The sequence below is a fragment of the Caldimicrobium sp. SLHALR3 genome (assembly GCF_058692735.1).
In genome coordinates, this window is the sequence record NZ_CP182484.1 from 272,511 (window position 1) to 296,338 (window position 23,828).

The 23,828-nt window shown below is 32.4% G+C and carries 32 protein-coding genes and 2 pseudogenes; 21 read left to right on the top strand and 13 right to left on the bottom strand.

The window, feature by feature from the left end; all coding sequences use genetic code 11:
- Positions 1-265 precede the first annotated feature (265 nt).
- The 5 genes and pseudogenes from ACLGLP_RS01445 (at position 266) to ACLGLP_RS01465 (ending at position 3,857) form a co-directional block, all read left to right on the top strand.
- Positions 266-415, top strand: coding sequence for a hypothetical protein (locus ACLGLP_RS01445; protein WP_492113167.1), 150 nt, complete (start codon positions 266-268; stop codon positions 413-415).
- Positions 416-446: 31 nt separating this feature from the next.
- Positions 447-629, top strand: a pseudogene (locus tag ACLGLP_RS01450) (hypothetical protein); the annotation flags it as partial.
- Positions 630-718: 89 nt separating this feature from the next.
- On the top strand, positions 719-1,522 hold the full coding sequence (locus ACLGLP_RS01455; protein WP_492113718.1) for an IS256 family transposase: 804 nt from the start codon (positions 719-721) through the stop codon (positions 1,520-1,522).
- Positions 1,523-1,647: 125 nt separating this feature from the next.
- Positions 1,648-2,235: a helix-turn-helix domain-containing protein gene (locus ACLGLP_RS01460; protein WP_492113168.1), complete on the top strand. Its 588-nt coding sequence runs from the start codon at positions 1,648-1,650 to the stop codon at positions 2,233-2,235.
- 92 nt (positions 2,236-2,327) lie between these two features.
- Complete coding sequence (locus ACLGLP_RS01465) at positions 2,328-3,857, top strand: hypothetical protein (RefSeq protein WP_492113169.1); 1,530 nt, start codon at positions 2,328-2,330, stop codon at positions 3,855-3,857.
- 382 nt (positions 3,858-4,239) lie between these two features.
- Here ACLGLP_RS01465 and ACLGLP_RS01470 read toward each other — a convergent pair.
- Positions 4,240-5,350, bottom strand: a pseudogene (locus ACLGLP_RS01470) (IS3 family transposase).
- Between the two features lie 504 nt (positions 5,351-5,854).
- On the opposite strand from ACLGLP_RS01470, the gene ACLGLP_RS01475 reads away from it, so the two are divergent.
- From ACLGLP_RS01475 to ACLGLP_RS01485, 3 genes are all read left to right on the top strand, one after another.
- Positions 5,855-6,460, top strand: a complete 606-nt coding sequence (locus ACLGLP_RS01475; protein ID WP_492113170.1) for an MvaI/BcnI family restriction endonuclease — start codon at positions 5,855-5,857, stop codon at positions 6,458-6,460.
- Between the two features lie 117 nt (positions 6,461-6,577).
- Positions 6,578-7,825: a DNA methyltransferase gene (locus ACLGLP_RS01480; RefSeq protein WP_492113171.1), complete on the top strand. Its 1,248-nt coding sequence runs from the start codon at positions 6,578-6,580 to the stop codon at positions 7,823-7,825.
- 215 nt (positions 7,826-8,040) lie between these two features.
- Positions 8,041-8,202 carry a hypothetical protein gene (locus tag ACLGLP_RS01485; protein WP_492113172.1) on the top strand — a complete coding sequence of 54 codons (162 nt, stop codon included), beginning with the start codon at positions 8,041-8,043 and terminating at the stop codon, positions 8,200-8,202.
- 224 nt (positions 8,203-8,426) lie between these two features.
- Here the strand turns inward: ACLGLP_RS01485 and ACLGLP_RS01490 are convergent, their stop codons facing one another.
- The gene (locus ACLGLP_RS01490; protein ID WP_492113173.1) at positions 8,427-9,467 is read right to left on the bottom strand and encodes a hypothetical protein; all 1,041 of its coding nucleotides are present in this window, start codon (positions 9,465-9,467) and stop codon (positions 8,427-8,429) included.
- 20 nt (positions 9,468-9,487) lie between these two features.
- On the bottom strand, positions 9,488-9,799 hold the full coding sequence (locus ACLGLP_RS01495) for a hypothetical protein (RefSeq protein ID WP_492113174.1): 312 nt from the start codon (positions 9,797-9,799) through the stop codon (positions 9,488-9,490).
- Between the two features lie 642 nt (positions 9,800-10,441).
- Here ACLGLP_RS01495 and ACLGLP_RS01500 point away from each other — a divergent pair.
- The gene (locus tag ACLGLP_RS01500) at positions 10,442-10,819 is read left to right on the top strand and encodes a DDE-type integrase/transposase/recombinase (RefSeq protein ID WP_492113175.1); all 378 of its coding nucleotides are present in this window, start codon (positions 10,442-10,444) and stop codon (positions 10,817-10,819) included.
- A 3-nt stretch (positions 10,820-10,822) separates the two neighbouring features.
- Here ACLGLP_RS01500 and ACLGLP_RS01505 read toward each other — a convergent pair whose 3' ends face one another.
- From ACLGLP_RS01505 to ACLGLP_RS01515, 3 genes are all read right to left on the bottom strand, one after another.
- Entirely contained in the window at positions 10,823-11,056 is a 234-nt protein-coding gene (locus ACLGLP_RS01505; RefSeq protein ID WP_492113176.1) for an integrase core domain-containing protein, read from the bottom strand.
- Complete coding sequence (locus ACLGLP_RS01510) at positions 11,028-11,486, bottom strand: IS3 family transposase (RefSeq protein WP_492113177.1); 459 nt, start codon at positions 11,484-11,486, stop codon at positions 11,028-11,030. Before ACLGLP_RS01510 ends, ACLGLP_RS01505 begins: the two co-directional genes overlap by 29 nt.
- Positions 11,487-11,584: 98 nt before the next feature.
- The gene (locus ACLGLP_RS01515; protein WP_492113178.1) at positions 11,585-11,767 is read right to left on the bottom strand and encodes a transposase; all 183 of its coding nucleotides are present in this window, start codon (positions 11,765-11,767) and stop codon (positions 11,585-11,587) included.
- 279 nt (positions 11,768-12,046) lie between these two features.
- On the opposite strand from ACLGLP_RS01515, the gene ACLGLP_RS01520 reads away from it, so the two are divergent.
- The 4 genes from ACLGLP_RS01520 (at position 12,047) to ACLGLP_RS01535 (ending at position 13,447) form a co-directional block, all read left to right on the top strand.
- Entirely contained in the window at positions 12,047-12,274 is a 228-nt protein-coding gene (locus ACLGLP_RS01520) for a type II toxin-antitoxin system HicB family antitoxin (protein WP_492113179.1), read from the top strand.
- Positions 12,267-12,497 (top strand): type II toxin-antitoxin system HicA family toxin, encoded by a 231-nt coding sequence (locus ACLGLP_RS01525; protein WP_492113180.1) that lies wholly within the window; start codon positions 12,267-12,269, stop codon positions 12,495-12,497. The genes ACLGLP_RS01520 and ACLGLP_RS01525 overlap by 8 nt, the downstream gene beginning before the upstream one ends.
- Positions 12,498-13,001: 504 nt before the next feature.
- Entirely contained in the window at positions 13,002-13,223 is a 222-nt protein-coding gene (locus tag ACLGLP_RS01530; protein WP_492113181.1) for a DUF433 domain-containing protein, read from the top strand.
- Complete coding sequence (locus tag ACLGLP_RS01535) at positions 13,220-13,447, top strand: DUF5615 family PIN-like protein (RefSeq protein WP_492113182.1); 228 nt, start codon at positions 13,220-13,222, stop codon at positions 13,445-13,447. Before ACLGLP_RS01530 ends, ACLGLP_RS01535 begins: the two co-directional genes overlap by 4 nt.
- A gap of 282 nt (positions 13,448-13,729) precedes the next feature.
- On the opposite strand, the gene ACLGLP_RS01540 is transcribed toward ACLGLP_RS01535, so the two are convergent.
- Genes ACLGLP_RS01540 through ACLGLP_RS01565 form a run of 6 tightly spaced genes read right to left on the bottom strand, consistent with a single transcriptional unit; the run spans position 13,730 to position 18,518 of the window.
- A complete protein-coding gene (locus ACLGLP_RS01540) occupies positions 13,730-14,284 on the bottom strand; it encodes a DUF6036 family nucleotidyltransferase (protein ID WP_492113183.1) in 555 nt (184 codons plus the stop codon).
- A 33-nt stretch (positions 14,285-14,317) separates the two neighbouring features.
- Positions 14,318-15,097 carry a hypothetical protein gene (locus ACLGLP_RS01545; RefSeq protein WP_492113184.1) on the bottom strand — a complete coding sequence of 260 codons (780 nt, stop codon included), beginning with the start codon at positions 15,095-15,097 and terminating at the stop codon, positions 14,318-14,320.
- Complete coding sequence (locus ACLGLP_RS01550) at positions 15,072-15,380, bottom strand: hypothetical protein (protein ID WP_492113185.1); 309 nt, start codon at positions 15,378-15,380, stop codon at positions 15,072-15,074. Before ACLGLP_RS01550 ends, ACLGLP_RS01545 begins: the two co-directional genes overlap by 26 nt.
- 40 nt (positions 15,381-15,420) lie before the next feature.
- Positions 15,421-16,134, bottom strand: coding sequence for a CRISPR-associated protein Cas4 (locus tag ACLGLP_RS01555; protein WP_492113186.1), 714 nt, complete (start codon positions 16,132-16,134; stop codon positions 15,421-15,423).
- Complete coding sequence (locus tag ACLGLP_RS01560) at positions 16,122-17,294, bottom strand: hypothetical protein (protein ID WP_492113187.1); 1,173 nt, start codon at positions 17,292-17,294, stop codon at positions 16,122-16,124. The genes ACLGLP_RS01555 and ACLGLP_RS01560 overlap by 13 nt, the downstream gene beginning before the upstream one ends.
- A 9-nt stretch (positions 17,295-17,303) precedes the next feature.
- Positions 17,304-18,518, bottom strand: coding sequence for an ATP-binding protein (locus tag ACLGLP_RS01565; protein WP_492113188.1), 1,215 nt, complete (start codon positions 18,516-18,518; stop codon positions 17,304-17,306).
- A gap of 231 nt (positions 18,519-18,749) precedes the next feature.
- Here ACLGLP_RS01565 and ACLGLP_RS01570 point away from each other — a divergent pair, with 231 nt between their 5' ends.
- The 4 genes from ACLGLP_RS01570 to ACLGLP_RS01585 all read left to right on the top strand — a co-directional run bounded on the left by ACLGLP_RS01570 (position 18,750) and on the right by ACLGLP_RS01585 (position 19,984).
- Positions 18,750-18,899 (top strand): hypothetical protein, encoded by a 150-nt coding sequence (locus tag ACLGLP_RS01570; RefSeq protein WP_492113189.1) that lies wholly within the window; start codon positions 18,750-18,752, stop codon positions 18,897-18,899.
- A 20-nt stretch (positions 18,900-18,919) separates the two neighbouring features.
- A complete protein-coding gene (locus ACLGLP_RS01575; RefSeq protein WP_492113190.1) occupies positions 18,920-19,114 on the top strand; it encodes a transposase in 195 nt (64 codons plus the stop codon).
- 89 nt (positions 19,115-19,203) lie between these two features.
- On the top strand, positions 19,204-19,359 hold the full coding sequence (locus tag ACLGLP_RS01580) for a transposase (protein ID WP_492113719.1): 156 nt from the start codon (positions 19,204-19,206) through the stop codon (positions 19,357-19,359).
- Positions 19,328-19,984: an IS256 family transposase gene (locus tag ACLGLP_RS01585; RefSeq protein WP_492113720.1), complete on the top strand. Its 657-nt coding sequence runs from the start codon at positions 19,328-19,330 to the stop codon at positions 19,982-19,984. The genes ACLGLP_RS01580 and ACLGLP_RS01585 overlap by 32 nt, the downstream gene beginning before the upstream one ends.
- A gap of 65 nt (positions 19,985-20,049) precedes the next feature.
- Here ACLGLP_RS01585 and ACLGLP_RS01590 read toward each other — a convergent pair whose 3' ends face one another.
- Positions 20,050-21,294, bottom strand: coding sequence for an ATP-binding protein (locus tag ACLGLP_RS01590; protein ID WP_492113191.1), 1,245 nt, complete (start codon positions 21,292-21,294; stop codon positions 20,050-20,052).
- Between the two features lie 284 nt (positions 21,295-21,578).
- Between ACLGLP_RS01590 and ACLGLP_RS01595 the strand changes: the two genes are divergently transcribed.
- The 4 genes from ACLGLP_RS01595 (at position 21,579) to ACLGLP_RS01610 (ending at position 23,748) form a co-directional block, all read left to right on the top strand.
- A complete protein-coding gene (locus tag ACLGLP_RS01595) occupies positions 21,579-22,883 on the top strand; it encodes a lipid II flippase MurJ (RefSeq protein WP_492113192.1) in 1,305 nt (434 codons plus the stop codon).
- Positions 22,876-23,052 carry a hypothetical protein gene (locus tag ACLGLP_RS01600; protein WP_492113193.1) on the top strand — a complete coding sequence of 59 codons (177 nt, stop codon included), beginning with the start codon at positions 22,876-22,878 and terminating at the stop codon, positions 23,050-23,052. The genes ACLGLP_RS01595 and ACLGLP_RS01600 overlap by 8 nt, the downstream gene beginning before the upstream one ends.
- An 80-nt stretch (positions 23,053-23,132) precedes the next feature.
- Positions 23,133-23,339 (top strand): DUF2281 domain-containing protein, encoded by a 207-nt coding sequence (locus ACLGLP_RS01605; protein ID WP_492113194.1) that lies wholly within the window; start codon positions 23,133-23,135, stop codon positions 23,337-23,339.
- A 4-nt stretch (positions 23,340-23,343) separates the two neighbouring features.
- Entirely contained in the window at positions 23,344-23,748 is a 405-nt protein-coding gene (locus tag ACLGLP_RS01610; RefSeq protein WP_492113195.1) for a type II toxin-antitoxin system VapC family toxin, read from the top strand.
- The last annotated feature ends 80 nt before the right edge of the window (positions 23,749-23,828 follow it).

Genomic DNA, 23,828 nt, shown 5'->3' on the forward strand with positions numbered 1-23,828 from the left:
CTGTGAGATTTACCGGTAGCCCCATTGAAAAATTACTTAATTCTAACCTCTTTATAATCTTTCCCCTTTATAATCTTTCGATTTTTAAGTCTTTACTTTAATTTTATAAAATTAAAAGATGAAATTAGGTAGTATAATAAATTTTGTGTATGCAATGGATTTTTAAAAATGAATGAACTAAAGAGCTTGAAATTTTTAAAGAATGATATAAGTTGCCCTCCTGAGAGTTCTCCCCAAAGAAAATACCACACTCAGGAGGGTAAATATGAAACAAAACCATTACAAAAACTCCAAAAATATTATACACCACTCAAAAGAAAAAGAAAGGGTAAAACAGGAACTCTTAGAAAAAATTTTATCAGAAATTAAGGAGTTTCTTGAGTTTATGATTCAGCAAAAGAAAAGTCTTTTGTGAAAATTTTGGAGATGTAGGGAATGGTTTTTACCAGAGAAACTTGAAAACACCTCTTGGAGAAATTAAAGACCTAAGGGTAGTCAGAACGAGACTTAATAACTTCAGAAGTTCTCTTTTAGAACCCTATCAAAAAAACCGTTTTTTCTTTTTGGATGAACTTATTATTGCTATGTATTCAAGTGGTTCGCTAAAGAGATATCTCACGAATTCTTGAAAGTCTCTACGGAATTAAATATTCGCCTCAAGCTCTTTCAAGAATAACGGATGCTGTGGAGAAGAAAATGGAAGATTTGAAAAAGACCTATAACCAAGTGGTATCCTATACTTTTTGTAGATGCTTTTTTTATTAAGTTGAGAAGAAACGGAATTGTGGAAAAGGAGTCTGTTTATGTAGTGATGGGATTGCAAGAAGAGGGAATAAAAGAAGTCATAGCTTATTATTTATCAGGAGGAAGTGGAGAAAGTTCACTGGTCTGGAGAGAAGTTTTGACAGACCTTTACGATAGAGGATTAAAAGAGCCATTGCTTAATGCTCCCGACAATTTACCAGGTCTTGAAAAGGCAGTAGCTTTAGTGTATCCGAGAGCCGATTTTCAGAGTTGTGTTTTACACAAGGTACGAAATACTTTGAAGAAGGTAAGAAAAAGAGACCGAGAGGTAGTGGCAGAGGATTTAAAGAGGATATACGAGGCACATAATGAGGGTTTATGGAGGGAGAACTTTGAGAGATTTAAGAGGATTTGGGGAAGGATTTATCCTGAAGTAATAAGGAGCTGGGAGCGGGATTTAGACAGTCTTATGACATATTTGAAGTATCCTGTAAGTCTTAGGAGATACATTTATACTACAAATGCTCTTGAAAGGTTTATAAAGGAAGTAAAGAGGCAAGCGTTGGTTATAGAGGTCTTTCATACAGAGTTATCACTTGAGAAGGTGGTTTATTTGGTAATAGAAGAGATGAATATGAAATATGAGAGAAGAAAAGTTCATAATTTTGAAAGATACATAGATGAGTTAATGGAGCTCAGGAGGGCAAGATACGGAGATAAAGAAAGAGAATTTAGAACAATTTCAAAAGAAGAATTAATTTATACACAAACTTCTTGACACTATGGTTATAATCTGCATAAGTTCCGTAGCTTTTCAGAAAATAAAAAAGTAGTAAGATTGAAATTAAAAATTAAAAGGGGAGATAGAGATGAAAAAGAAAAAAGGGTAAGTATGGAGTTTCAATGTATTCTTTTTTTATCACCCCTAATCCCTGGAAAGATCTCAGATTTGCAGAGAAGCTTTCAGCTATTAAAGATGAAAAGAAAAGAGAAGAGGTAGCTTTTAGGCTTAAGGTGATAGAATTTCATGACAAATACGGAACTCCCGCTACAGTATCTGCTTTTGGTGTTTCAAGGGCAACTATATATTTATGGAAGAAGAAGTTTAGAGAAAGTGGAGGAAAGCTTGAGAGTCTTATTTCAAAACCAAGAATACCAAAAAGGGTTAAACAAAAGACTTGGAGACCTGAGGTAATTGATTTTATTTTGAGATTTAGAAAGGAGCATCCTGGTATAGGGAAAGAGAAACTTAAACCATTTGTGGACAAATTTTGTGAGGAGAGGGGTTTAGCTAAGGTATCAGTTTCAACGATAGGGAGGATAATCAAGTATTTGAAAGAAAGGGGATTACTTCGAGGGGATTTAATCTGGTATAATGGTGAGAGACCTCATTATGGGTTAAAAAATAAAACACCAATAAGATGGTATTGTGAAGATTTTTTAAAAAATAACCTCCAGTCTAAAATCATATGGACTTATACATCTACTTGACAAAAAATTTGGCAAAGTAAAATATTGTTTGACTATATCTATGATAAATATCCTGAATATGCGGTAAAGAGTAAGAGAAAGAGGAAGAGAAAATGAGCGATAGAACATGGAAAAATGTGGATTCTACTACTGCTAGAGAAATTAAGGATTACCTATTAAAAAATGGAGGAGAAGAACAAGAGGTAAAATCACCACATGAAGAATGGCGGGTTAGATTTTCTGACTCAACCTTTACTTATTACAAAAGAGGGACTCTTTACAGTACCCATTCAAATGCAAGAGATCCAGCAGTATTCAGTGCATGGCAATATATAGATTCGATTGTAGATTCTGCTTATGTTCTTCCAACCAGAGATTTTCTTATTGGTTTAGATGAAACTGGAAAGGGTGAAGTGATCGGACATACAGTTTTAACAGGTGTAATTTTCCCAAAAGAAATTTTTAAAGAAATTGACTTACTGGTAGGTTCAGCAGACACGAAAAAAAGACATGGATATGAATACTGGGATGATATTTTTATGAAATTAGATAAGTTAAGAGGTAGAGGCTTTGATTTTATCTATGAAAAAATACCGCCTTGGCATGTTGACATGTACAATCTGAATAAAATAATGGATGTGAGTTATCAGAAAATACTCTCCATTTTTTTCCGGAAAGTTGAAATTTCTCGCTGTAGAATAGTTCTGGATGATTATGGAATAGGAGATACTTTAAGGCGATTTTTAAACTTCTTGAAGAAACAAGGAGCAGAAGTTATTGTTACTCAAAATTCTGAAGACAAATATCTTGAGGCGAAGGTTGCCTCGCTAATATCAAAAAGGCAGAGGGAAGCAGTGATAAAAGCCATCAATGAAAATCCTGAGTTTAAGATAAATGGTTTGTCTGTAGGTTCTGGAAATGCAGGAGACCCGAAAACTGAGGCTTGGCTTAAAGCATGGTGGAATAAACACAAGTCTTGGCCTTGGTTCGTAAAGAGGTCTTTTAGAAATGTTAGAAGGATTGAGGGAAGGACAGAAGAAGTGAAAAAAATTTCACCACCTATTGATGAGAAATTGTTATCCACCGAATTTTTAGAGGATTTCAATAAAGGTAATCTTTCTATTCAATCTCTTTCATTGGTTTGCCCATATTGTGGTACTATTCTAAAAAGTGTTGAGTTTGTTGTTTTCAAAAAAAATGGTGAGCATATAAGTGGAATAAAATGTATTAACAAGGATTGCGGAAGAATTATTGATAATGCAGGAATAACTCTTAGATACTACTGTGGATATGTTTTACCAGATAGTAGTGCCATCAAGGGAAAGGTTATATCACGAGACCTTAACAGCTCAATGTTTTTTGAAAATTTTACAATAATCCTTTCGCCGGTGGTCAGGAAAGAATGTGATGGAACTCCTCGAGGTAAAAAAGAGTTTGAAGAACTGTCCAAATTTAATTCTATGGGACGAATAAGATTGGAAAGTATAGGAAAAATAGAAGAAATCCCAAATAACCTAACCAATGAAGAAAGAGATGAAAGAATCATTGAAAATTGTATAGAATACAATGCAATATTATTAACCGGGGATAAATCTATGAGAGCATTTGCGGGTGGTAGAAATGTGTTTACGATATATTTTTGATACTTTTGGCGGGGTGTGCGGAACTCTTCACCTGCTTTCGCAGGCTAGCTCTTCAGATCTGCTAACAAGCGGGTATCTGGTTTCGGCTTGCGTCTTCGCCCAAATTTGTTACGCTTCGCTCTGCAAACTTTAGATACTCGCCAAATATTGTCCGAAATCCTGAGCGAGAGGATATTACTAACTCTCTTTTTGAAGAAGGAGAACAGGACCGGGTATTAACAAAGCAATATAAAAATTATTCAAAAAAACTAAAAATTCAAATTCCAAGAGTAAGTGGTATCTTGATAAAAATCGCACAGGATACACTTTCCCCCATTGTTTGGACAAATTTTAACCATATTTAAGTTTGGTCTCCTTCTTTTTAGTTTTATTTTTCCCATAGTCATCTTTCTTCGTTATATACTTCCTCCGGAGTTCTATAACTTAAGGCACTATGTAACCTCTCTTTGTTGTAAAAAAGAAAATATCTCCTTATATTCTCCTCTGCCTCCCATACATCCTTATAATCCTTAATATATACCTCCTCATATTTTAAACTCCTCCAAAGCCTTTCTACAAATATATTATCAAACACCCTTCCTCTTCCATCCATGCTTATAAGAACCCCCTCAGATTGGAGTATACCCATAAATTCATAACTTGTAAACTACGAACCTTGATAAGTATTAAATATCTCAGGCTTTCTAATCCTTAGGGCTTCTTTTAAAGCCTCTATGCAAAACCATACATCAAGGGTTGTTGATAATTTCCAAAATACTACATATCTTGAATACCAATCCATAAGCGCTACCAAATACACAAATCCTCGTTTCATTCGTATGTATGTAATATCCGCACACCATACCTGATCAGGCTCCGTTACATCAACTCCTTCTAAAAGATAAGGATAGATCCTGTGGAGCTTATTACCTTTAGAAAGCCTCTTTTTGGGATAAATAGCCTTTAATCCCATAAGTCTCATAAGTCTTTCCACTCTCTTGTGATTTACATTGTAACCCTTGCTTCTTAAATGAGCTGTTATCCTCGGGATACCATAAAAAGGCCATTCTGTGTAAATCTCATCTATAAGCCTCATAAGTTCAAGATTAAGTTCAGACTCTGGTCTTGGCTTGTAGTAAAAGCTTGAACGAGCAATTCCCAAAAGCTCACATTGTCTTGATATGCTAAGAGAGTTATCCATGCCTATACACCCTTTTCTTTCTTTAAAGAAAAACTGTTTAATTTTTTTTGAAGCCAATCTCTTTCTATTTCTAATTCACCAATATTTTTAAGTAAGGTGCACTTTCTTCTTGCCAGCTTTTTTCTCCTTTATCAGAGTTATGAGTGAAGATTTTAGGAAGCCTTTCTAAAAATTGTTTTTTCCAGGCAGTAATCTGATTGGGATGAACTCCATATTCAGAGGCAATTTCAGCAATAGTTCTTTGACCACGAATTACTTCAAGAATTACTCTGGCTTTAAAGGCTCCGTCATGTTTCCTCTTTGTCTCTTTCATCTTTATTCCCCCCTTTCTGATATTTAACCATAAATCAGAAGGAAACCAAACTTAACCCTCTGTCCAAAAAATCGGGGGAAACTTCACTAAAAGCGAGGAAAACAACGGAATGTGTTTCATTGATTCTTAGAACAGTAACTGTAAGGAAAAGTAATAAAGACTTTTCTTTTTAACTCTGTTATGTATAATATTTATTAACAGATGAGACAGAACAAATAGTAGGCAAAACTGGGTGATAGTTTACGACTTTATTAAAAAATATTATCCAGAGTATCTCTTTAGTCTCAAAAAACTTTTCTATCAGTGCTTGAGTTTCCAAAAGTTGTTCTGGTCACTTTGTGGAAAGAAGAGTACTGTATCGTGGACAGAAATAATCGTAAAGTTTAAAAAACCTAAAATTAAAGTGAAGAAACAAATTTGGTATTATTTATGCAAAAGTTTGTTGATATAATTTTGGGAAAATATTGTAAAGACAATGAAAGTTTTTTATTTGGAGGTTAAAAAATGCGTTTAGATGAGGTAAAAGATAAGCTTCAGGCTATTAAGGATAAAGGTTTTATTAAATCGCTAAGAAGTGGAACAACAGGAATAGGGTATACTTTTGAGGTTTATTTCGGGGTAAAAGAAAATAATATTCCAATTCCTGACATTGGTGGAAGAGTGGAAATAAAAACTGTAAGAAGAGATTCTAAATCTTTAATTACTCTTTTTACTTGTAATCGTGATGTTTGGCGTGTTAAACAGGAAGACTTTATAAAGAAATATGGTTATATAGACAATAAAGGTAGGTATGCTTTTAAGAATACAGTGTTTTACGGAAAACCAGTTTCTCAAGGTATATCAATAAATGTAGATGAAAATAAAAATGTAATTTATCTGATTGATGTAAATACTAATGAGATAATAGCAATGTGGGATGTTTACGTAATAGTTGGGAAATTTATGATGAAATTGAGTAAAATATTACTTGTTATTGCAGAGAGAAAAATTATAGAAGGTGACGAGTATTTCCATTATAACGAAGCTTATTTGTTAACCAAACCAAGCTCTCGCAAATTTTTAGAAGCAATTAAAAATTCATTAATAGGTTTGACATCAGAATGCATTTGAAAAAAGGTAAAAAAGGAGAAGTAGTAAGAAATAGAGGGACTGCATTTCGCATTAAAGAAGAAAATCTAATAAAACTTTATGAAGATACGAAGAAACTTATCTAGAACATAAATAAATATGAGTAATAAATACAGAGACAAAACATGGGATTTTAAGGGAGTAAACACTAAACAATATACCCATTGCTTTCATTCTTATCCCGCGATGATGATTCCACAAGTTGCAGGACGAATTTTGGACGAATTTGGCAGGAAAGCTAAACTTTTGTTTGATCCATACTGTGGTACTGGAACTTCATTGGTAGAAGCAAACATAAGGGGAATAAACGCTATAGGAACTGATATTAATCCACTAGCAAGATTAATATCAAAGGTTAAGACAACTGTAATTCCTTTAGATGTATTAGATCAATATCTTAAAAATTTTAACGATTTTGTCTTTTCAGTCCGACTAGGCAAAGTTAAAATTGATCCTAAAATTCCCAACTTTCAAAACATAGATTATTGGTTTAAAAAGGAAACTCAATATTGGCTTGCTGTGATAAAAGAATACATTGATAAAATAGAAAATAACGATGTTCGTGATTTTTTCAAAGTGGCTTTTAGTGAGACTGTAAGAGAGGTATCTTTAACGCAGAAAAGTGAATTTAAATTATGCAGAATGTCAAGAAGGCAGATAGAAAAATTTGCACCAGACGTTTTGTCTGTAATGGTTAACAAGTTAATACGTAATAGAAATGGAATGGTTGAATATATTAGAATAAAAAATAACGAATCTAAATCTGAAGTTTATGATTTTAATACAGTATATAAAATTCCTGAAAGTATACTTCCACCTGAAAGTGTGGACATAGTGGTAACTTCTCCTCCTTATGGAGATTCAAGAACTACTGTAGCTTACGGGCAATTTTCACGATTAAGTAATCAGTGGTTAGGTTTTGAAGATCTGAATGAAGTTGATAGAAGATGTATGGGAGGAGAAAGGAAAAAAGACGTTAAGGTTTTTGGTTTTGATCCCCTTGATAAGGTGTTACTACAGATTGCAGAAGTAGACAAGAATAGGATGTTAGACGTTTTATCCTTTTATGTAGACTATGAGAAATCAATAAATAACATTTCTAAAGTAGTCAAAAAAGGTGGTATAGTAGCTTATGTAGTGGGTAACAGAAAAGTGAAAGGTTTTGAAATATTGAATGACGAAATAACGAGAGAATTTTTTGAAAGGAACGGATTTAAACACATAAAAACCATAATAAGAGAAATTCCAAACAAGAGAATGCCTAAAAAGAATAGTCCTAGTAATATTGCAGGAATGACAGATACAACTATAAACTATGAATATATAGTCATATTGAAGAAAGAATGAAATAATAGTAAAATTAATAGAAGTAGCAAAAAAGAAAATTACGAGAATAATAAATTTGATAGAGACAAAGACCAAAGAGAAAGTTGATGAGAAAATGAGTTCTATTAGTTACTCTATGTTTATCTGCTTTATCAGGAGCTGATTTTTGAGTCTCTAATGAAATTTGTAAGAGATTGATTCCTGATCAGCTCATAAGGTTTAAAAGAGAAGGAAAAGTGAGTGGAATTATTTTTGATCCTTCAAATCCTGAACTTGAGAGGTTGCCTTATATGAAGGAACTTGTGAGGGAGTTTTTGTTTAAGGTTGTTGATGGGTTGAGGTGGGGAGACAGCTTTAGCATTGTTTATGCAAAGGATACTGGTTTAACTGATAGTTGAAAATACCAGTTTTCAAGTAGAAGATCGATGTTAGTTTCTGAATACACTTTTAGAAAAGAGGTTTAGAATTTATCAGATGGAAAAGATTATGGCTCTTTTAGAGAAAGTTAAGAGAGTATTTGAAAGAGATGGTTATGTTGAAGCAGCCCTGAAGGAACATGCAGGCCTTGATCGGAGTATCAGGTATATAGTTTACGTACACTCACGAACCGAAACAAGTATTACTAGTTGCAGTTTACAGCTTGAAAAATTCCCTTTTGAGTATATAATATTTCTATGATCTTTTCTTTTGATAATTTATCCTCATACATTTGTAACCATAAATTATATAAATCGAGAGTAGTCATTAATAGAATTCCAAGAGGTTCTAAATATTCTACTACTTGTTTAGTGAAATGTTCTTTGTTCCTTCTTTCTTCTGGATCCAAATCTTTATATGTGTTTGCTATTAAGATTGGTTTTTCTTTATTTTCTTTTTTCATGTCAAACTCCAATATTTGAATTAATTTGCGACTGTCTTTTCTAATTCCGTGTGAAGTGCCTGTAACTTCTATTCCAAAAATTTTACTTTTATCCTTGGTAAAAGCAATTAAATCAACCGGAGAACCTTTTTCTGTCTTTTCTACAATTAACCCAAAACTTTCTAAAGTCTTCTTTACCGCATTTTCTAGTAATTCCCCATCTGAATACAAAAGTAATAAGTATTCACTAAGATTCTGTTTTTCTAATGTTAACTCCTTTATATGTTCTTCAATCTCTATTAATCTTTTAGGTTTATATTTATCTAACCAACTCGGTTCTTCTCCTGAAAGATCTAATACCGGGGGTTCAACATAATTTGCTATCCAAGGGAAGGCGAAGCCTAAATTTGATAACTTTTCATCAATTTCTCGTATTTGTTCTATGATAGTGTCTATATTATCGGCAAACTTATTGAATTCATTAATGATGAATTCTCTCTCCATACTTTTATAGACTAATAAGGAAGCATCAAAAAAATCTTTTTTCATTATTTTATAAATTGGCCTGTACAAACACCCTCTTCCTCCCAATATATTGCATTCTTCTTGATACTCCTGAAAGCCTAATCTTTTTAAAATTTCTGCTGGTTGCTTACCATACGAAAAAAAACTGGTGGGTTGAGCATGTATAATAAGTTCAGCTTCATAATCATTAATAATGAGACAGCCCAAAGCGAGACGGAAGCACTTGGAGTCTTTTCTGGTAACTGGTCTATTTCCTTTTCCAATATGACCGTTATGCATGTTGTTACAACAAATAAAATTCACTTATCCAGTTTAGCTCTTCTATAATTTTCAAATTCTTGAATAGCCTTTTTAGTTCCATCTATGTCAGGCATTATATAATAAGCCCTTCTACCTCCTCTGCTTGTATCTGTCTTCTTTAAAATGTCGTAAGCTACAAGAGTTCTTAATCCAGGGACCCATACTTTCTTTTTTAACTCTTTTTCCACTTCTTTAAGGACCCAACTACCAGCAAATTCTCCATATTTTTCAGCACATTTAACACATGCTCTTAGAATAGAAATCCATTCAGGTTTTTCTTCTAATAACCTTTTTGTACCAGCGTAAGACATGATAGTATTACATTATTTTACAGTAAATTAAACTTATTTAATTATATACCACAAAAGACTTTTGTCAATACTCAAAACTTTTTAATATCCTCTTTTTCTTCTCCCGAGCCCGGACTTAATAAAATGATTCTAAAGGAGAATCGAGTAAATTTTAAATATTCCTAAAAATCAGTAACCCAAATCCATTACAATGATGTTCTGGTCGAGCAGGAAGATTCATAAAAGACTTAGAAATTAATCCAAATTTTCTAATTCAAAACCAAGAATACCAAAAAGGGTTAAACAAAAGACTTGGAGACCTGAGGTAATTGATTTTATTTTGAGATTTAGAAAGGAGCATCCTGGTATAGGGAAAGAGAAACTTAAACCATTTGTGGACAAATTTTGTGAGGAGAGGGGTTTAGCTAAGGTATCAGTTTCAACGATAGGGAGGATAATCAAGTATTTGAAAGAAAGGGGATTACTTTGAGGGGAGAGGGGTGTAAAGTTAAGTTATTACGGAAAGACAGGAAGGTTTTATGAGAGGGTGAGGAAGAAGCTAAGGAGAAAACGGATTAAAAGTAAAAGAATTGGTTTAAGACCTGGAGATTTAGTGTAGCTCTGATAGTATTGTTTATTTTTTGAATGGGATAAAAGAGGTATTTGGTAGTAGGGGTTGATTTAGCAAGTAGATTTGGATTTGCTTATGGATATAAGAATTTATCAAGCAGGAGTGCAAGAGATTTTATGGAGAAATTTAGGATGGTAGCACCTTTTGAGATAAGGGGTGTACAAACAGACAATGGTAGTGAGTTTTTGGGTGAGTTTGAGAGGTATTTAAGGGAAGAAGGTATAGAGCATTATTTTAGTTATCCGAGGAATCCGAAGGGAAATGGGTATGTTGAGAGATTTAACAGGACACTTGAGGATGATTTTATAGATTTTATGGAGGAAGAGTTAAGAAATGATTTAGAGGGATTTAACAGGAAGTTGATGGTGAATATGCCCCCAATTTTGGACAATTATAATGTTACACTTTAATTTTTACATTGTCAAGCAGCCCCCATTCCTAAACACTTCAATTGGTGGTTTGTATCCCAAGGCAGAATGAGGTCTTTCCGTATTATACCATTTGATCCAGTCTAAAACTTTTTTTCTTGCTTCTTCTAAACTTTCAAATACTTCAGCATCTAAAAGTTCTTCTCTTATCCTCCTGTGAAAACTTTCCACATATCCATTCTTAAAAGGCTTACCAGAAGGCAAATCTTGAAAAAACATCAATTAAATTAAAAATCCTGAGCTTTTTAATAAAACCATTTTTGCTGATAGTATCTTCAATTATGTCAAGGCTCCACAATTCATTTGCTTTAGAAGGGAGAATGTTTTTAGCTGAAGCTCTTTTTTGTTTCTTTTTATAGCCTTTGGGAGGAGATTTTTGGAGGTTCAGTTCTTTATAAATTCTGTATACTCTTTTGTGGTTTATTTTGTAGCCCATTTGTTTTAGGATCGCAGTAATTCTACGATATCCGAAGGAAGGGAAAGAGAAAGCAAGATTTTGAATTAAAATTGCAAGTTTAGAGTTGAGTTTAGAGTTTTTGCGGGTAATGTGTTTTAAGTAGAAGTAGAATGAGGAACGAGGGATATAGAGAAGCTTGCAGGTAGAAGTTACAGACATACCTGCTTTGATTAGATTTTGAGCAAGGGACATAAGTTGCTCCTTTGTTAGATGCTTTTTTTAAAGCTTCAGTAAGTATTTGAATTTGTAGTTCTTTTTCAGCAAGTAGTTTTTTGAGTTTAAGATTTTCTTTACAGGACTTTAAGGCGTTTAGCTTCGGAGGAAGAAAGACCTTTATATTTAGCTCTCCAGCGGTAGATGGTATTTGGGGAGATATTATATTTTCTGGCAACTTGTTGGACAGAGGAGTTAGGAAGATCAGCCTCAGCAAGGATTTTGATAATTTGGTCAACAGTAAATCTAGTTTGTCTCATAACAATTAACCTCCTGCAATAAATTAGTTTAATTTTTTTCCAAATTTGTATTATACTGTCCAATATATTGGGGCAAGTCCAATGGAGTATTTAATCTGGTATAATGGTGAGAGACCTCATTATGGGTTAAAAAATAAAACACCAATAAGATGGTATTGTGAAGATTTTTTAAAAAATAACCCCCAGTCTAAAATCATATGGACTTATACATTGACTTGACAGAAAGGCAGATAAACTGTAAATTAGAAATAGCGATTAAAATTAAAAGGCAGTGTCAGGATGTTAATTTATAGAGTGTTGTTGAGAAAAGAGCCTGAAGGGGGATATACAGTTATAGTTCCTTCTTTACCTGGATGTATAACTTACGGAGAAACTATTGAAGAAGCCATTCAAATGGCAAGAGAAGCTATCCAGCTGTATTTAGAAAGTTTAGAAGCTCACCAGGAAGAGATCCCGACTGAAGAATCCATGCTGGAATATACCATTACCATTCCGGTTAATGTCTAAAATCCCAGTTCTTACACCTGAAGAAATAGCCAGAATTTTGACTAAAAGAGGTTTTATTCTGGATAGAACCAGAGGAAGTCATCGCATTTATTACCATCCTGAAACAAAAAGGAGAATTGTAGTTCCTTTTCATAAAAAGGATTTACCAAAAGGTACAGTTAAAGAAATTCTCAAACAAGCTGGAATAACCAGAGAAGAGCTGAAAGATCTCCTATCTGATTAGAAATTTCGATTAAATTTTTCCGAATATCAGATTTTACAGCTTTTTTTTTACAGCCCTGATAAATTCTATAATACCAAAATCCATTTTGACTGTTTTTTGATTCTTCCCCAAAAATTATAGCAAAATCATTTCTGTGTTAATTTTGAGGGTCCCCTAAAATTAAGACAATTTTCATTTGGGAACAATTTTGGGGATTTTTCCCCAAAATAGGACTAAAAATACATCTATCATAAGTTGGCTATCATTAATACTTCACGTTATAATTATGTTAAAAAAACGTTTATATTATATTTTTCAAAATTTAAAGAAAATTGAAAAAAATTTGCAAAAATGAAAGAAAAGACCAAGCTACGAATCCAAAGGTTGCAGGTTCGAGTCCTGTTGCGAGCCTACCTATAAGGAATTGAAACAATGGAATTGAAAGTTTTATTTTTAGATTAACCTTTTTAAGAGGTTGGTTTCTATTTTAAATTTTTAAAGCAATCAAAGGGAAGGTGAATTTATATGTATAAAGAGAGAATAGAAATAAATTCTAAAATTTTATTGGGGAAACCTATAATTAAAGGAACTAGAATTTCAGTAGAGTTCATTCTTGAATTGCTGGCTAATGGGTGGAGTTATGAGGAAATTTTAAAAAATTATCCTCAACTTACTAAAGAAGATATTTTGGCTGCAATTGAATATTTTCTTGAATTAGTTAGAAATGAAAAAGTATATAATTTATGAAATTTGTTGCTGATGAGAATGTCCCAATTGAATTAATTGAAAAATTAAGAAATACTGGATATGATTTTATAAGAATTGATGAGTATTATAAGGATATGACTGACGAAGAAGTAGTTGAATTAGCTCAAAAAGAAGATGCTATAATTGTCACTTTTGATAAAGATTTTGGCGAAATGGTATTCCGAAGGAAAATTGATGTTAAAGGTATAATTTGTTCAGAGTAAAATCTAAAGATATTAATTACCTATTGAAAAGTTTTTAAAACTTTTACTTTTTAATATAGAATTAGAAAATAATTTTATAGTTATTGAAGAAGATAAAATTAGAGTGAGAAAAACTAAATAAACTTTATAAAAACTTAAGTGTTGCGAACCTATTTGTAAGGAATTGAAACATAACTCTTCCGTTCTCTTTTCAAGAGAACAAAAATATTTTTTATGCATAGGAATTTAGTAAAGCTTTTGGGGATTATGGAATAAAAGGATCAATGAAAAAGAAAGGAAAGGTTAAGAAGCATATTGGTATAAAAACCCCTGTAAATCAATTAAACCCTCTTCTCCAAGTTCTTCCCTTATAATTTTTTCAAGTTTTTTAAGATCATAACGCAAAGACTTTATTAACAACTCGATATCCCTTTGATCCTTTTCTCTTCCCGCAATCATTTTGTTGAGAATTAACCATTCTGGTGAGAGAATTTTTAGTTTTAACCCTTCCCAAGTAGCTACTCTGTAATCGGATTTATGCAAAAATTCCTCATTCAAAAGTATATCAAATTCTTCTGAATCTTTACTTGCAATGTAATGTTCAAAAATAGTCCAGTATCCTGACTTTACTACTTTCCATCCCTTTTCCTCAAGAGCCCCTGCAATTTTTATCAGGTCTTCAGGGTCTAAAAGAAGATCAAGGTCACCTGGGGTGGGCATTCTTTCAGGCACATAAAAAGAAACAGCAACCCCACCAATAAGACGGTGGGGATAAGAAGTGATTATCGTTAAGTATTCTTTAAGGTTTTGATAGTTAGAAATTTGGGTAAAATTAATAATTAAATTTATGCTATTCAATTTTTTACTTCAATATTACTTAAAATAATTCTTCTAGAAACCAAGTTTTCTTATAATACTTATTGCATCTTCTAAAGATTCAGCTGTTTTTAAAACATCGGTAACATCCCATAACTTTAATACTTTTCTAAATTGTTCAGGTAATCCTTCACATTCTTTTTCTACTTGTTTCAAATTATGGCTATCAGAAACAGCTATAACTTTTTGAACATGAGGATCGTTTAGCGCTTTTTGTAAATTTAAAATTAAACTATCAATCGAACCACTTTTATGAACTTCAAAAACATATTTTACTTGACCGAGATTTCCGATCTTGGCTTTCCAGATTACATCTACCCTAGCACCAGGTGCAATATTTACTTCAGTTTCTGTGTCAAATCCTAAGATATTTCCTATTCTTTCAATAATGTCCTTTATTTCGTCGTGATCAAATTCTAAAATTTCTTTAGGTTTTTTAGAAGGCTCAAATTGATGGTACTCTACTATGTAGTATAGAAAAACATCTACAAATAACAAATCAATTTCTTTATTTAGATCACTTTCTAATTTGCTTTTGATTGTTTTTAAAATTTCATTAAGTTTTTTGTATTCTTCTTTTGAAATTTTATATTTTTGAGTAGGAATTGATTCAATTTTAAGAATTTCTAATGCTTTTTGGGTCTTTTTATTCCATATTCCACATTTATCAGGATAAATGTAAGATAGTAATTCTGTTATAGCAGCAGGTCCCCAACGCTTAACAGAAGTTAGAAAAAGTTCATAAGCATCTTCTGGAGTATCTTTAAATTCATAATTTTTTTTTAAAATATTCAATCAGCTTCTCTAAACCATTCTCATCTATTATCCTCTTAGCAATATAACCTATATTTGTCCATGTAGAAGAAAAAGCCCAAAGCATTTCTACAATTCTTTCTATATCAGGTTCAGTAAGCTGGTTTAATTTTAAAGGTAGCTCTTTTTGAAAAAATTTCTTTTTTTCCTCAACTTTTTCCATATGTTTTATGAATTCGTCACTTTGTGTATAAAACAAAAAGTCTGGTAAAAATTTCTCCAAAAGGTTTAATTGTTCAGAAGTTAAGGTTATTTCTTTATCCATGGCTCAACCTCCTCTTTTTATTTTCCAATCAAAATTCTTCTTACCTCATTTTCTCCCAAATTCTTCTCATCCAATTATTGAATTCTACACATTTTGGGCAGTCTGGTAAGCCCACTGGTGGCTCTTTCTCTGAAAGAATACTTTCCGCTTTCCTTATAAGTTTTATAATTTCCTCTTTATCCCATTTTTCAACTTCTTTTACCTTAAAATCAAAGGATAAAACAAGACATTCTTCATTAAGCTCAGGTTTATAAAAAGGGTGTTCAAAGTTAGTAATTGGCTCAAAATAAATTAAGGCAAGGTGTTTAACATTTAAACCATTTCTTTCCGCAAGAAAGGCATAGCCGTTTAACTGCACTTCATAAAGTGGAAAAAGTTTTTCCTGAGTCTCTGTAAACTTTGCGGTCTTAAAGTCAACAATAAAAATCTCTCCATCTTCAAGACGAAAAATCATATCTGGCTGACCTGTAAGATTAATATTCCCTAATTTAGTTGTAAATTTTTTACTTTTCCTTACTCCAACTATATTATAAGTTTCTTTAAGATCTCTCAACCAGGAAAATAATCTATAGCCTTCAAAAGCCAATTTTATAATATTTTTAATATACGAATCAATATCCGTAAATATGCGCGGAAAATGTATATAATGAGGATGTCTATCTTCTATAGGATAATGATACTTAAGCCAGAAACATCTTGGACAAAAATCCTCTAATCTGAGTTCACCAAGAGCTTTAACACTTAACTCAAACATTTTTCACTCCTTCTTTTAGATTTTGTTTTAAATGCTCTTCTAATTTCGGCAAGTCTTTCTTTTTCGTAATCTTTTCTCCTTTCAAGCTCTTTCTTGATAAAATCGATTATTTTTCTCTCTATATTGCTAAAGTTAACCCTTTCCTCCAGAAATGAGAATACTTTAAAATCTCTTTGAATAAACGCTCTTACAGAAATACACCAGTAGTAAAGAATACGAGCAAACTGGCACTCCTTTGATTCAATATCTTCAAAGTCCTTACAGTCTTTATCCATGTCTTCAAAACTTTCATTTTCAAACTTTTCTCTCATGTAGTCATCTTCACTTATTATTCTTTCAAGTGCATATCTGAGAATCTCGTATAAAACTTTAATTAGTTCACTATCAAGTGCTTTCGTAATATCTGCATTAAACTTACTTAAAATTTCTCTTATTTCTTCCTCTGTTATGTCAGCATATTCGTTTAAGATTTTATCAATTGCATAACAAAATCGGTCATAGTATGGTTCTTCCATAATACTTTCATCGTCCACAATCTTCATTTTTTCTAAATATTTTTCCGTATACCGCCTTTCTATATTTTCTATAAATAACCTTAAAACAAGCTCCTTATCCTCTTTTATAATTTCTTCCTCAGTATCTTCTGAAGTATTATACTCTTCTTCATAAAATTCTTCATAATATTCTTCCTCTTCAAAGTTTTCAAAGCGATAAAACCACCTTTTAAATTCTTCATAAGTTGGATAATATCTGGCAAGAAGTATCGCAGAAAGAAAGTTTGTTATTTTTGGATCTTTTATGCATTTAAGGGCTATATCTACTCCAGTAGTATAGAAAAACCATAAATCATTGGTTGAGACCCTTAAGGCTTGCTCAAGAAGGAGAAAATTTTCAAATCTTATCTTAAGAATTTTATTTTCATCCAAATTTTTGCTTTTTAAATTTTCCAGAGTTTCTCTTACATATCTCTTTAAATACCTTATAAGTTTTCTTAAAAGCTCTTTTTTACCGTAATGTGCAAAAGAAAATCCTTTTTCAAAAAGCTTTTCAAGTAAAAACTGAGAATCTAATTTGACATTACCTTTGGAAAGGGTTAACTTGTATATCTCTCTTTCAACATTTTTTAAATCTTCATCAGCATAGTAGAGGCTGGTATTCATGGTGGTATTCTAAAACCCAAGCTGTTCTCTTGCTTTAACCTCCTTATGAAAGGAAATCTTAAGTTTTTCAATTACTTCAAGCACGGTTTTAGGATCATATTTTGATTCATTAAACCTTTCTCTTTTTAAGTATTTTACTAGGGTTACCAGAAAGGCACCGGTTGCTTTTAATCTTTCAAGTCTTTGAGAAACCCTTTCGTCTTTAAAAACTGAAGCTAATTTTTCATCTCCTGTTTCTCTTAAAACAATAGAAGGATAAAACTCTGGTTCAAGATGCTGAAATTCAAGAATTAAATCAAACCTTCCAGGTCTTCTAAGAGCAAAGTCAACAAGTTCTCTATCATTAGTTGTTGCAATTAAGAATGTATCTTCTTTTGAAATAAATCCGTCAAGAGCTTGAAGGGCTGTTGAGAGCTCAGTTGAACGCAATGATTTTTCCCTTGAACCAACAATTAAATCAATATCGTCAATGCAAACCAAAACCGGTCTAAAAATCTCAGCATATTCAAATAAGACCTCAAGAGGAATTCTACCTCCTGCATCAACTACAAATACTGTTAAATCTTTATTAACTCTTTTACACTCCGCTATTATAGCCTTTATTGTATCGGTTTTACCAGTTCCGGGATCACCTACAAAAAGATATCTTACACCCTCTCTGGCTTCTTTTACAGACAAAATAAAATCATAAAGTTCAGATTTATCTTTAAGATATATATCGTCAAGTGTTATCTCTGGAAAAGGCAAAGTTTTAAAAGTTGCACTTTCTGAACGATTATCATAAACCATTCTTAAAATTTTACCTGAATAGCCAGAATGTTTAACAGCCTCTTTAAGTAAAATTTCAGAAAGTTCTTGAGGTTTGAAATCTCCTGTTATATCTCCAGAAATGCTAAGAAAGTAATTGTTATTAAATCTCTCTTCTACTGAATAACAGGAAATAAGATACCTTTCCCCTTTGAAGTTTATAACTCCAAGCAAAGAAGACTCCCCTGAAATTATATTGTTATAAATGTCAAAACCTGCAACAATTGGAAAAGTAAAAAATCCTGGCTTAGTATAGGAATAAAGGTCTTCAAGTTTAAAACTTTCCGTATTTATTTCCTTCATGTAAAGTTTTATAAGAAAAGATCTTACTGCGTTGTAAATCTCATAATTAAGAATTTTTGAAAAGGTTGATGTAATAAGAAGGGGGAGCTGACAATCTCTTCTTAGTTTACGCATAGTTGACTCCTTTTTTAGAATTAAAAAATTTTAAAAAAATTTTTAAAATTATTTCTATTTCTAAATTTTAGATAAATGAAACTTAGCGTCAAGGGTAGTATAATAAATTTTGTGTATGCAATGGATTTTTAAAAATGAATGAACTAAAGAGCTTGAAATCTTTAAAGAATGATATAAGTTGCCCTCCTGAGAGTTCTCCCCAAAGAAAATACCACACTCAGGAGGGTAAATATGAAACAAAAACATTACAAAAACTCCAAAAATATTATACACCACTCAAAAGAAAAAGAAAGGATAAAACAGGAACTCTTAGAAAAAATTTTATCAGAAATTAAGGAGTTTCTTGAGTTTATGATTCAGCAAAAGAAAAGTCTTTTGTGAAAATTTTGGAGATGTAGGGAATGGTTTTTTACCAGAGAAACTTGAAAACACCTCTTGGAGAAATTAAAGACCTAAGGGTAGTCAGAACGAGACTTAATAACTTCAGAAGTTCTCTTTTAGAACCCTATCAAAAAAACCGTTTTTTCTTTTTGGATGAACTTATTATTGCTATGTATTCAAGTGGTTCGCTAAAGAGATATCTCACGAATTCTTGAAAGTCTCTACGGAATTAAATATTCGCCTCAAGCTCTTTCAAGAATAACGGATGCTGTGGAGAAGAAAATGGAAGATTTGAAAAAGACCTATAACCAAGTGGTATCCTATACTTTTTGTAGATGCTTTTTTTATTAAGTTGAGAAGAAACGGAATTGTGGAAAAGGAGTCTGTTTATGTAGTGATGGGATTGCAAGAAGTGAATAAAAGAAGTCATAGCTTATTATTTATCAGGAGGAAGTGGTGAAAGTTCACTGGTTTGGAAAGAAGTTTTTACAGAGCTTTACGATAGAGGATTAAAAGAGCCATTGCTTAATGCTCCCGACAATTTGCCAGGGCTTGAATCTGCAGTAGCTTTAGTGTATCCGAGAGCCGATTTTCAGAGTTGTGTTTTACACAAGGTACGAAATACTTTGAAGAAGGTAAGAAGGAGAGACCGAGAGGTAGTGGCAGAGGATTTAAAGAGGATATACGAGGCACATAATGAGAGTTTATGGAGGGAGAACTTTGAGAGATTTAAGAGGATTTGGGGAAGGATTTATCCTGAAGTAATAAAGAGCTGGGAGCGAGATTTAGACAGTCTTATGACGTATTTGAAGTATCCTGTAAGTCTTAGGAGATACATTTATACTACAAATGCTCTTGAGAGATTTATAAAGAAGGTAAAGAGGCAAGCGTTGGTTATAGAGGTCTTTCATACAGAGTTATCACTTGAGAAGGTGGTTTATTTGGTAATAGAAGAGATGAATATGAAATATGAGAGAAGAAAAGTTCATAATTTTGAAAGATACATAGATGAGTTATGGAGCTCAGGAGGGCAAAATACGGAGATAGAGAAAGAAAATTTAGAACAACTTCAAAAGAAGAATTAATTTATACACAAACTTCTTGACACTATGGAGAATTTTTCTGAGATCGAAAAAAATAAGTTAAAAATTTAAAAATAAAAACAAGGAAAAATTAATAATTTGGTATTATTAATTTTCTTTAATTCAATTTCTTCCAAATTTAAACTGATCATTAATGCCTTTTCAGGATGATAGGTTTTTAGAAAGCTTAAAAATCCCTTTTTTATTTCAGGTGTAAGTTTAGCTTCAACTGGTATAAGACCTTTTTCTGAAAAAATGATAAAATCAATTTCAGCTTTACCCGCTGTTCTCCAGAACTTAATTTCCAATCCAAGCTTTTTCAATTCACTAAAGACAAAAGTTTCTAAAAGCTCTCCTCTATCTGTTCTGTTATCAAAAAGAGAAAAATTGTTTAAAATGGCGTTTCTTAATCCTGTGTCTAAAAAGTAAATTTTTTTAATTTTTTTTAACTCAGTTATAAGGTTCTTATGGTAGGGAGAAAGAAGGTCAATTATATAAGTGTGGATAAGAAGATTTAAATAATTCATAGCAGTTTTATAATCTAATTTAATTTCCTTTACAAGGCTATTTAATTCTAAAAGATAGCCAGACATATAAGAAAGAACTTTTAAAAAGCTTCTAAATTTCTCTAAATCCCTCACTCCCAAGAAGAAAAAGATGTCTTTTTCAAGATAGGTTTGAAGTAAGTTTTTAAGTAGAAAAGTTTTGGCTTCATTATCTTTTTCTTTTACAATAGCAGGAAATCCACCGTAAATAATAAACTCCTGCCAATAATTTAAAAATTCTTTTTCAAAAGAGATAAATTTTTTAAAAGCTCTTTCCTTAAATAAAAAGTTTTGCAACTCATTAAAATATTCTTTGAAAATTTTATGAAGCTCTTTATCTTTCCACAATAGAAATTCTTCAAAAGAAAGGGGGAAAAGTTCAAAATAGACCGCTCTGCCAACAAGATATTTTCCCAGATTTTCCTTAATTTCAAAGGAGCCAGAACCTGTAATAATTATTTTTAACTTGTCTTTGTAAAAGTCATGAAGAATTTTAATATATTTCCCAATATTCTTTACATACTGGGCTTCATCAATATACAGATACTTTTTTTCTACAAATCTTTTTCCGAAGGTAAGAGGATCCTTTACGAGAGCCTTGGCAAGATCCTCAAATTCTAAAGATATGTAAGTACCTCCATACCTTTCTTGAAAATGTTTTAGGAGCGTAGTTTTCCCAGTTTGTCTCGCTCCTTTTATAAGAATTACATACCCCTTTTCAAACCACCTTTCCAATTTTTTTTCAATTTTTCTCGGAAAATACTCCATAAAAATTAGCCTTAATTTTGGATTAAAGTCCAATTTTATTATAAATATTTTTACAATACATGTCAACATTTTCTTATACATATCCGTGGAAAACTAAAGAAATCTCAAAAAATATTAAGTTAGCCTTAGAATATTCAAAGATCCTAATAAGCCAAAAACTCTAAGCCTACTTGAGTCTTTGCAAGTTTCTTATATAATATTTCTTAAAAAAGGTTCTAAACCTTTTAAAGTCAAAATCCCGAAAGACCTGTATAAACAAAAGAAATTTTGAAAAGGTTAAAACCTTGATAAGTAAATTCCAAAATCTTTTTTTTCTTTCCAAGGAAGAAAAAATTTTAGAGGCTGTTCTTAAAAGCTCATTTATCAATCTTTTTGCCAGAGGCTTTGGTTATCTCAAAAATGTTGCCATTGCCGTTCTTCTCGGCTTTAGCTACAAAACAGACGGCTTTTTTATGGCTCTTTCTCTCCTTGGAATCTTCCTTATCTTTGCTGATGTTTTTGACTCCATCGGCGTTCCTAATCTCGTTTTTGCAAGACAAAAATCGTGGGAAGAATTTAAGCACCTTGCCTCCCTTCTCTTTACCTTTACCCTCATCCTTGCAGGCTTATCCTTAATTCTGGCTTTAATTCTTATGCCCTTTGTCCTTAAAATCCCTATCGGCTTTAAAAAAGAAGCTCTATCCTATACCCAGATTTCTTATCTTCTCCTTCTTCCCTACCTGTTTTTTTACTTTATTTTTCATCACTTTGGAGCAGTTTTAAGAAGCTTAAGAAGATTTACCATCTTTTTCGTAGGTGAGCTTATCTTCTCCTTTTTAACCTTCCTTTTAATAACCCTCGGATTATACCTTTTCAGAGACTTTAGAATCATTCCTGCAAGTCTATCCATAGCCCAGTTTTTAGCTACTCTTTATATGCTTTTTGTAGCAAAAGATTTCATACACCTTAAGTTTTATTACGACGAGACTACAAAAACTCTATTAATGCACTTTTTTTATCTTTCAGCTCTTTATGGAATTTTCCATCTTTATATTCTTGTTGACAGAGCTTTTGGTTCTCTTCTTGGAGAAAAGGCAGTTTCAGCCCTTACCTACGGATTTATATTTGCTTCAGCTTTGAGAGGAGTTTTAAAATTTGAACACATGGCTATTACTTCTCTTTCAGAGGTCAAAGGGAGTCTTGAAAAACTAAATTTCTATCTTAAAAAACTTCTTTTTATTACTGTGCCAGTTAGCCTGATTCTCTTTTTATTCTCAGATCTTATTGTAAGACTTCTTTTTGGTTACGGAGCTTTCTCCCGAGTAGATGTAAGTCTTACCTCAACAGCAACTCGTTTTTATGCACTAAGCCTTCCCTTTTTGTTCCTGTGGCCCGTTTTATATAGAGTTTTTCAAATTAGAGAAGACTTTAAAGGAGTTTTTATAACCTCAATTCTTGGTGTCTTAACAAACGGGCTTTTAAATTATCTTTTTGTAATTATCTTAAAACTCGGGATAACGGGTGTTTGCCTTGGCACCTTCGGAGCCTACTTGATGCTCTGTGGAGTTTCGTATATAATGCTTATAAAAAAGAGGGAAAACTATGCCTAAATGTCCAATTTGTGAGACCTTGGTAGAGGATAACTCTTACATGGAGACCTATACCTCGCCTTTTAACAATCAGGAATATAAAAAATACGAGTGCCCCAATTGTGAGCTCCACTGGTGGGAACCGCTAAAGATTATTCCTGAGTTTTACGGAAGTGAGGTTTTTGAGTAAAAGCTATGTATTGCTAAAAAGACTGATATTGCCTATAAAGTGTGGTATAATTTATAAAAATGTTAAAAGGAGGTAAATCAATGGAAACGCTGAAGGAGATGATTAATAAACTGCCACCTGAGCTCCAAAAGGAAGTAAAAGACTTTGTGGAGTTTTTGTTGGAAAGACAAAAGCGTAAGTATGGAAGGAAGCTTCGCCAAGATTGGGCTGGTGCTTTACGAGATTATAGAGAGCAATATACCGCACTTGAGCTTCAAAAGAAGGCATTAGAATGGCGTGGTGACTAATTCAATGTACCTTGTAGACACTAATATTTGGTTAGAACGGCTATTAGATCAGGAAAAATCTGAAGAGGTTGGTCGTTTTTTGGCTCACTTTCCTTCGGAACAGTTGTTTATAACTGACTTTACTTTTCATTCTATTGGTATAATTCTCAGTAGATTGAACCGAAGTGAAGTCTTCCTTCAATTTATCCGTGACGCTTTCATTGAGGGGGCTGTTTCTATTATTCATCTTAAGCCTGACGACATGAATACACTTGTAGATGTTATGAGAAAATTCCATTTAGATTTTGATGACGCCTATCAATATGTAGCTGCAAAACTTTATGGACTTATTATCGTAAGTTTTGATAGCGACTTTGATAGAACGGATATTGGACGAAAGACACCAAAAGAACTTTTAGAAAAAATATAGCTTGTTCAATGAGTGATAATACCAAGATTCGCCTTACCGAAAGAGAAGTAAAAGCCATCAAGGACCTTGCCGTAGAGGTC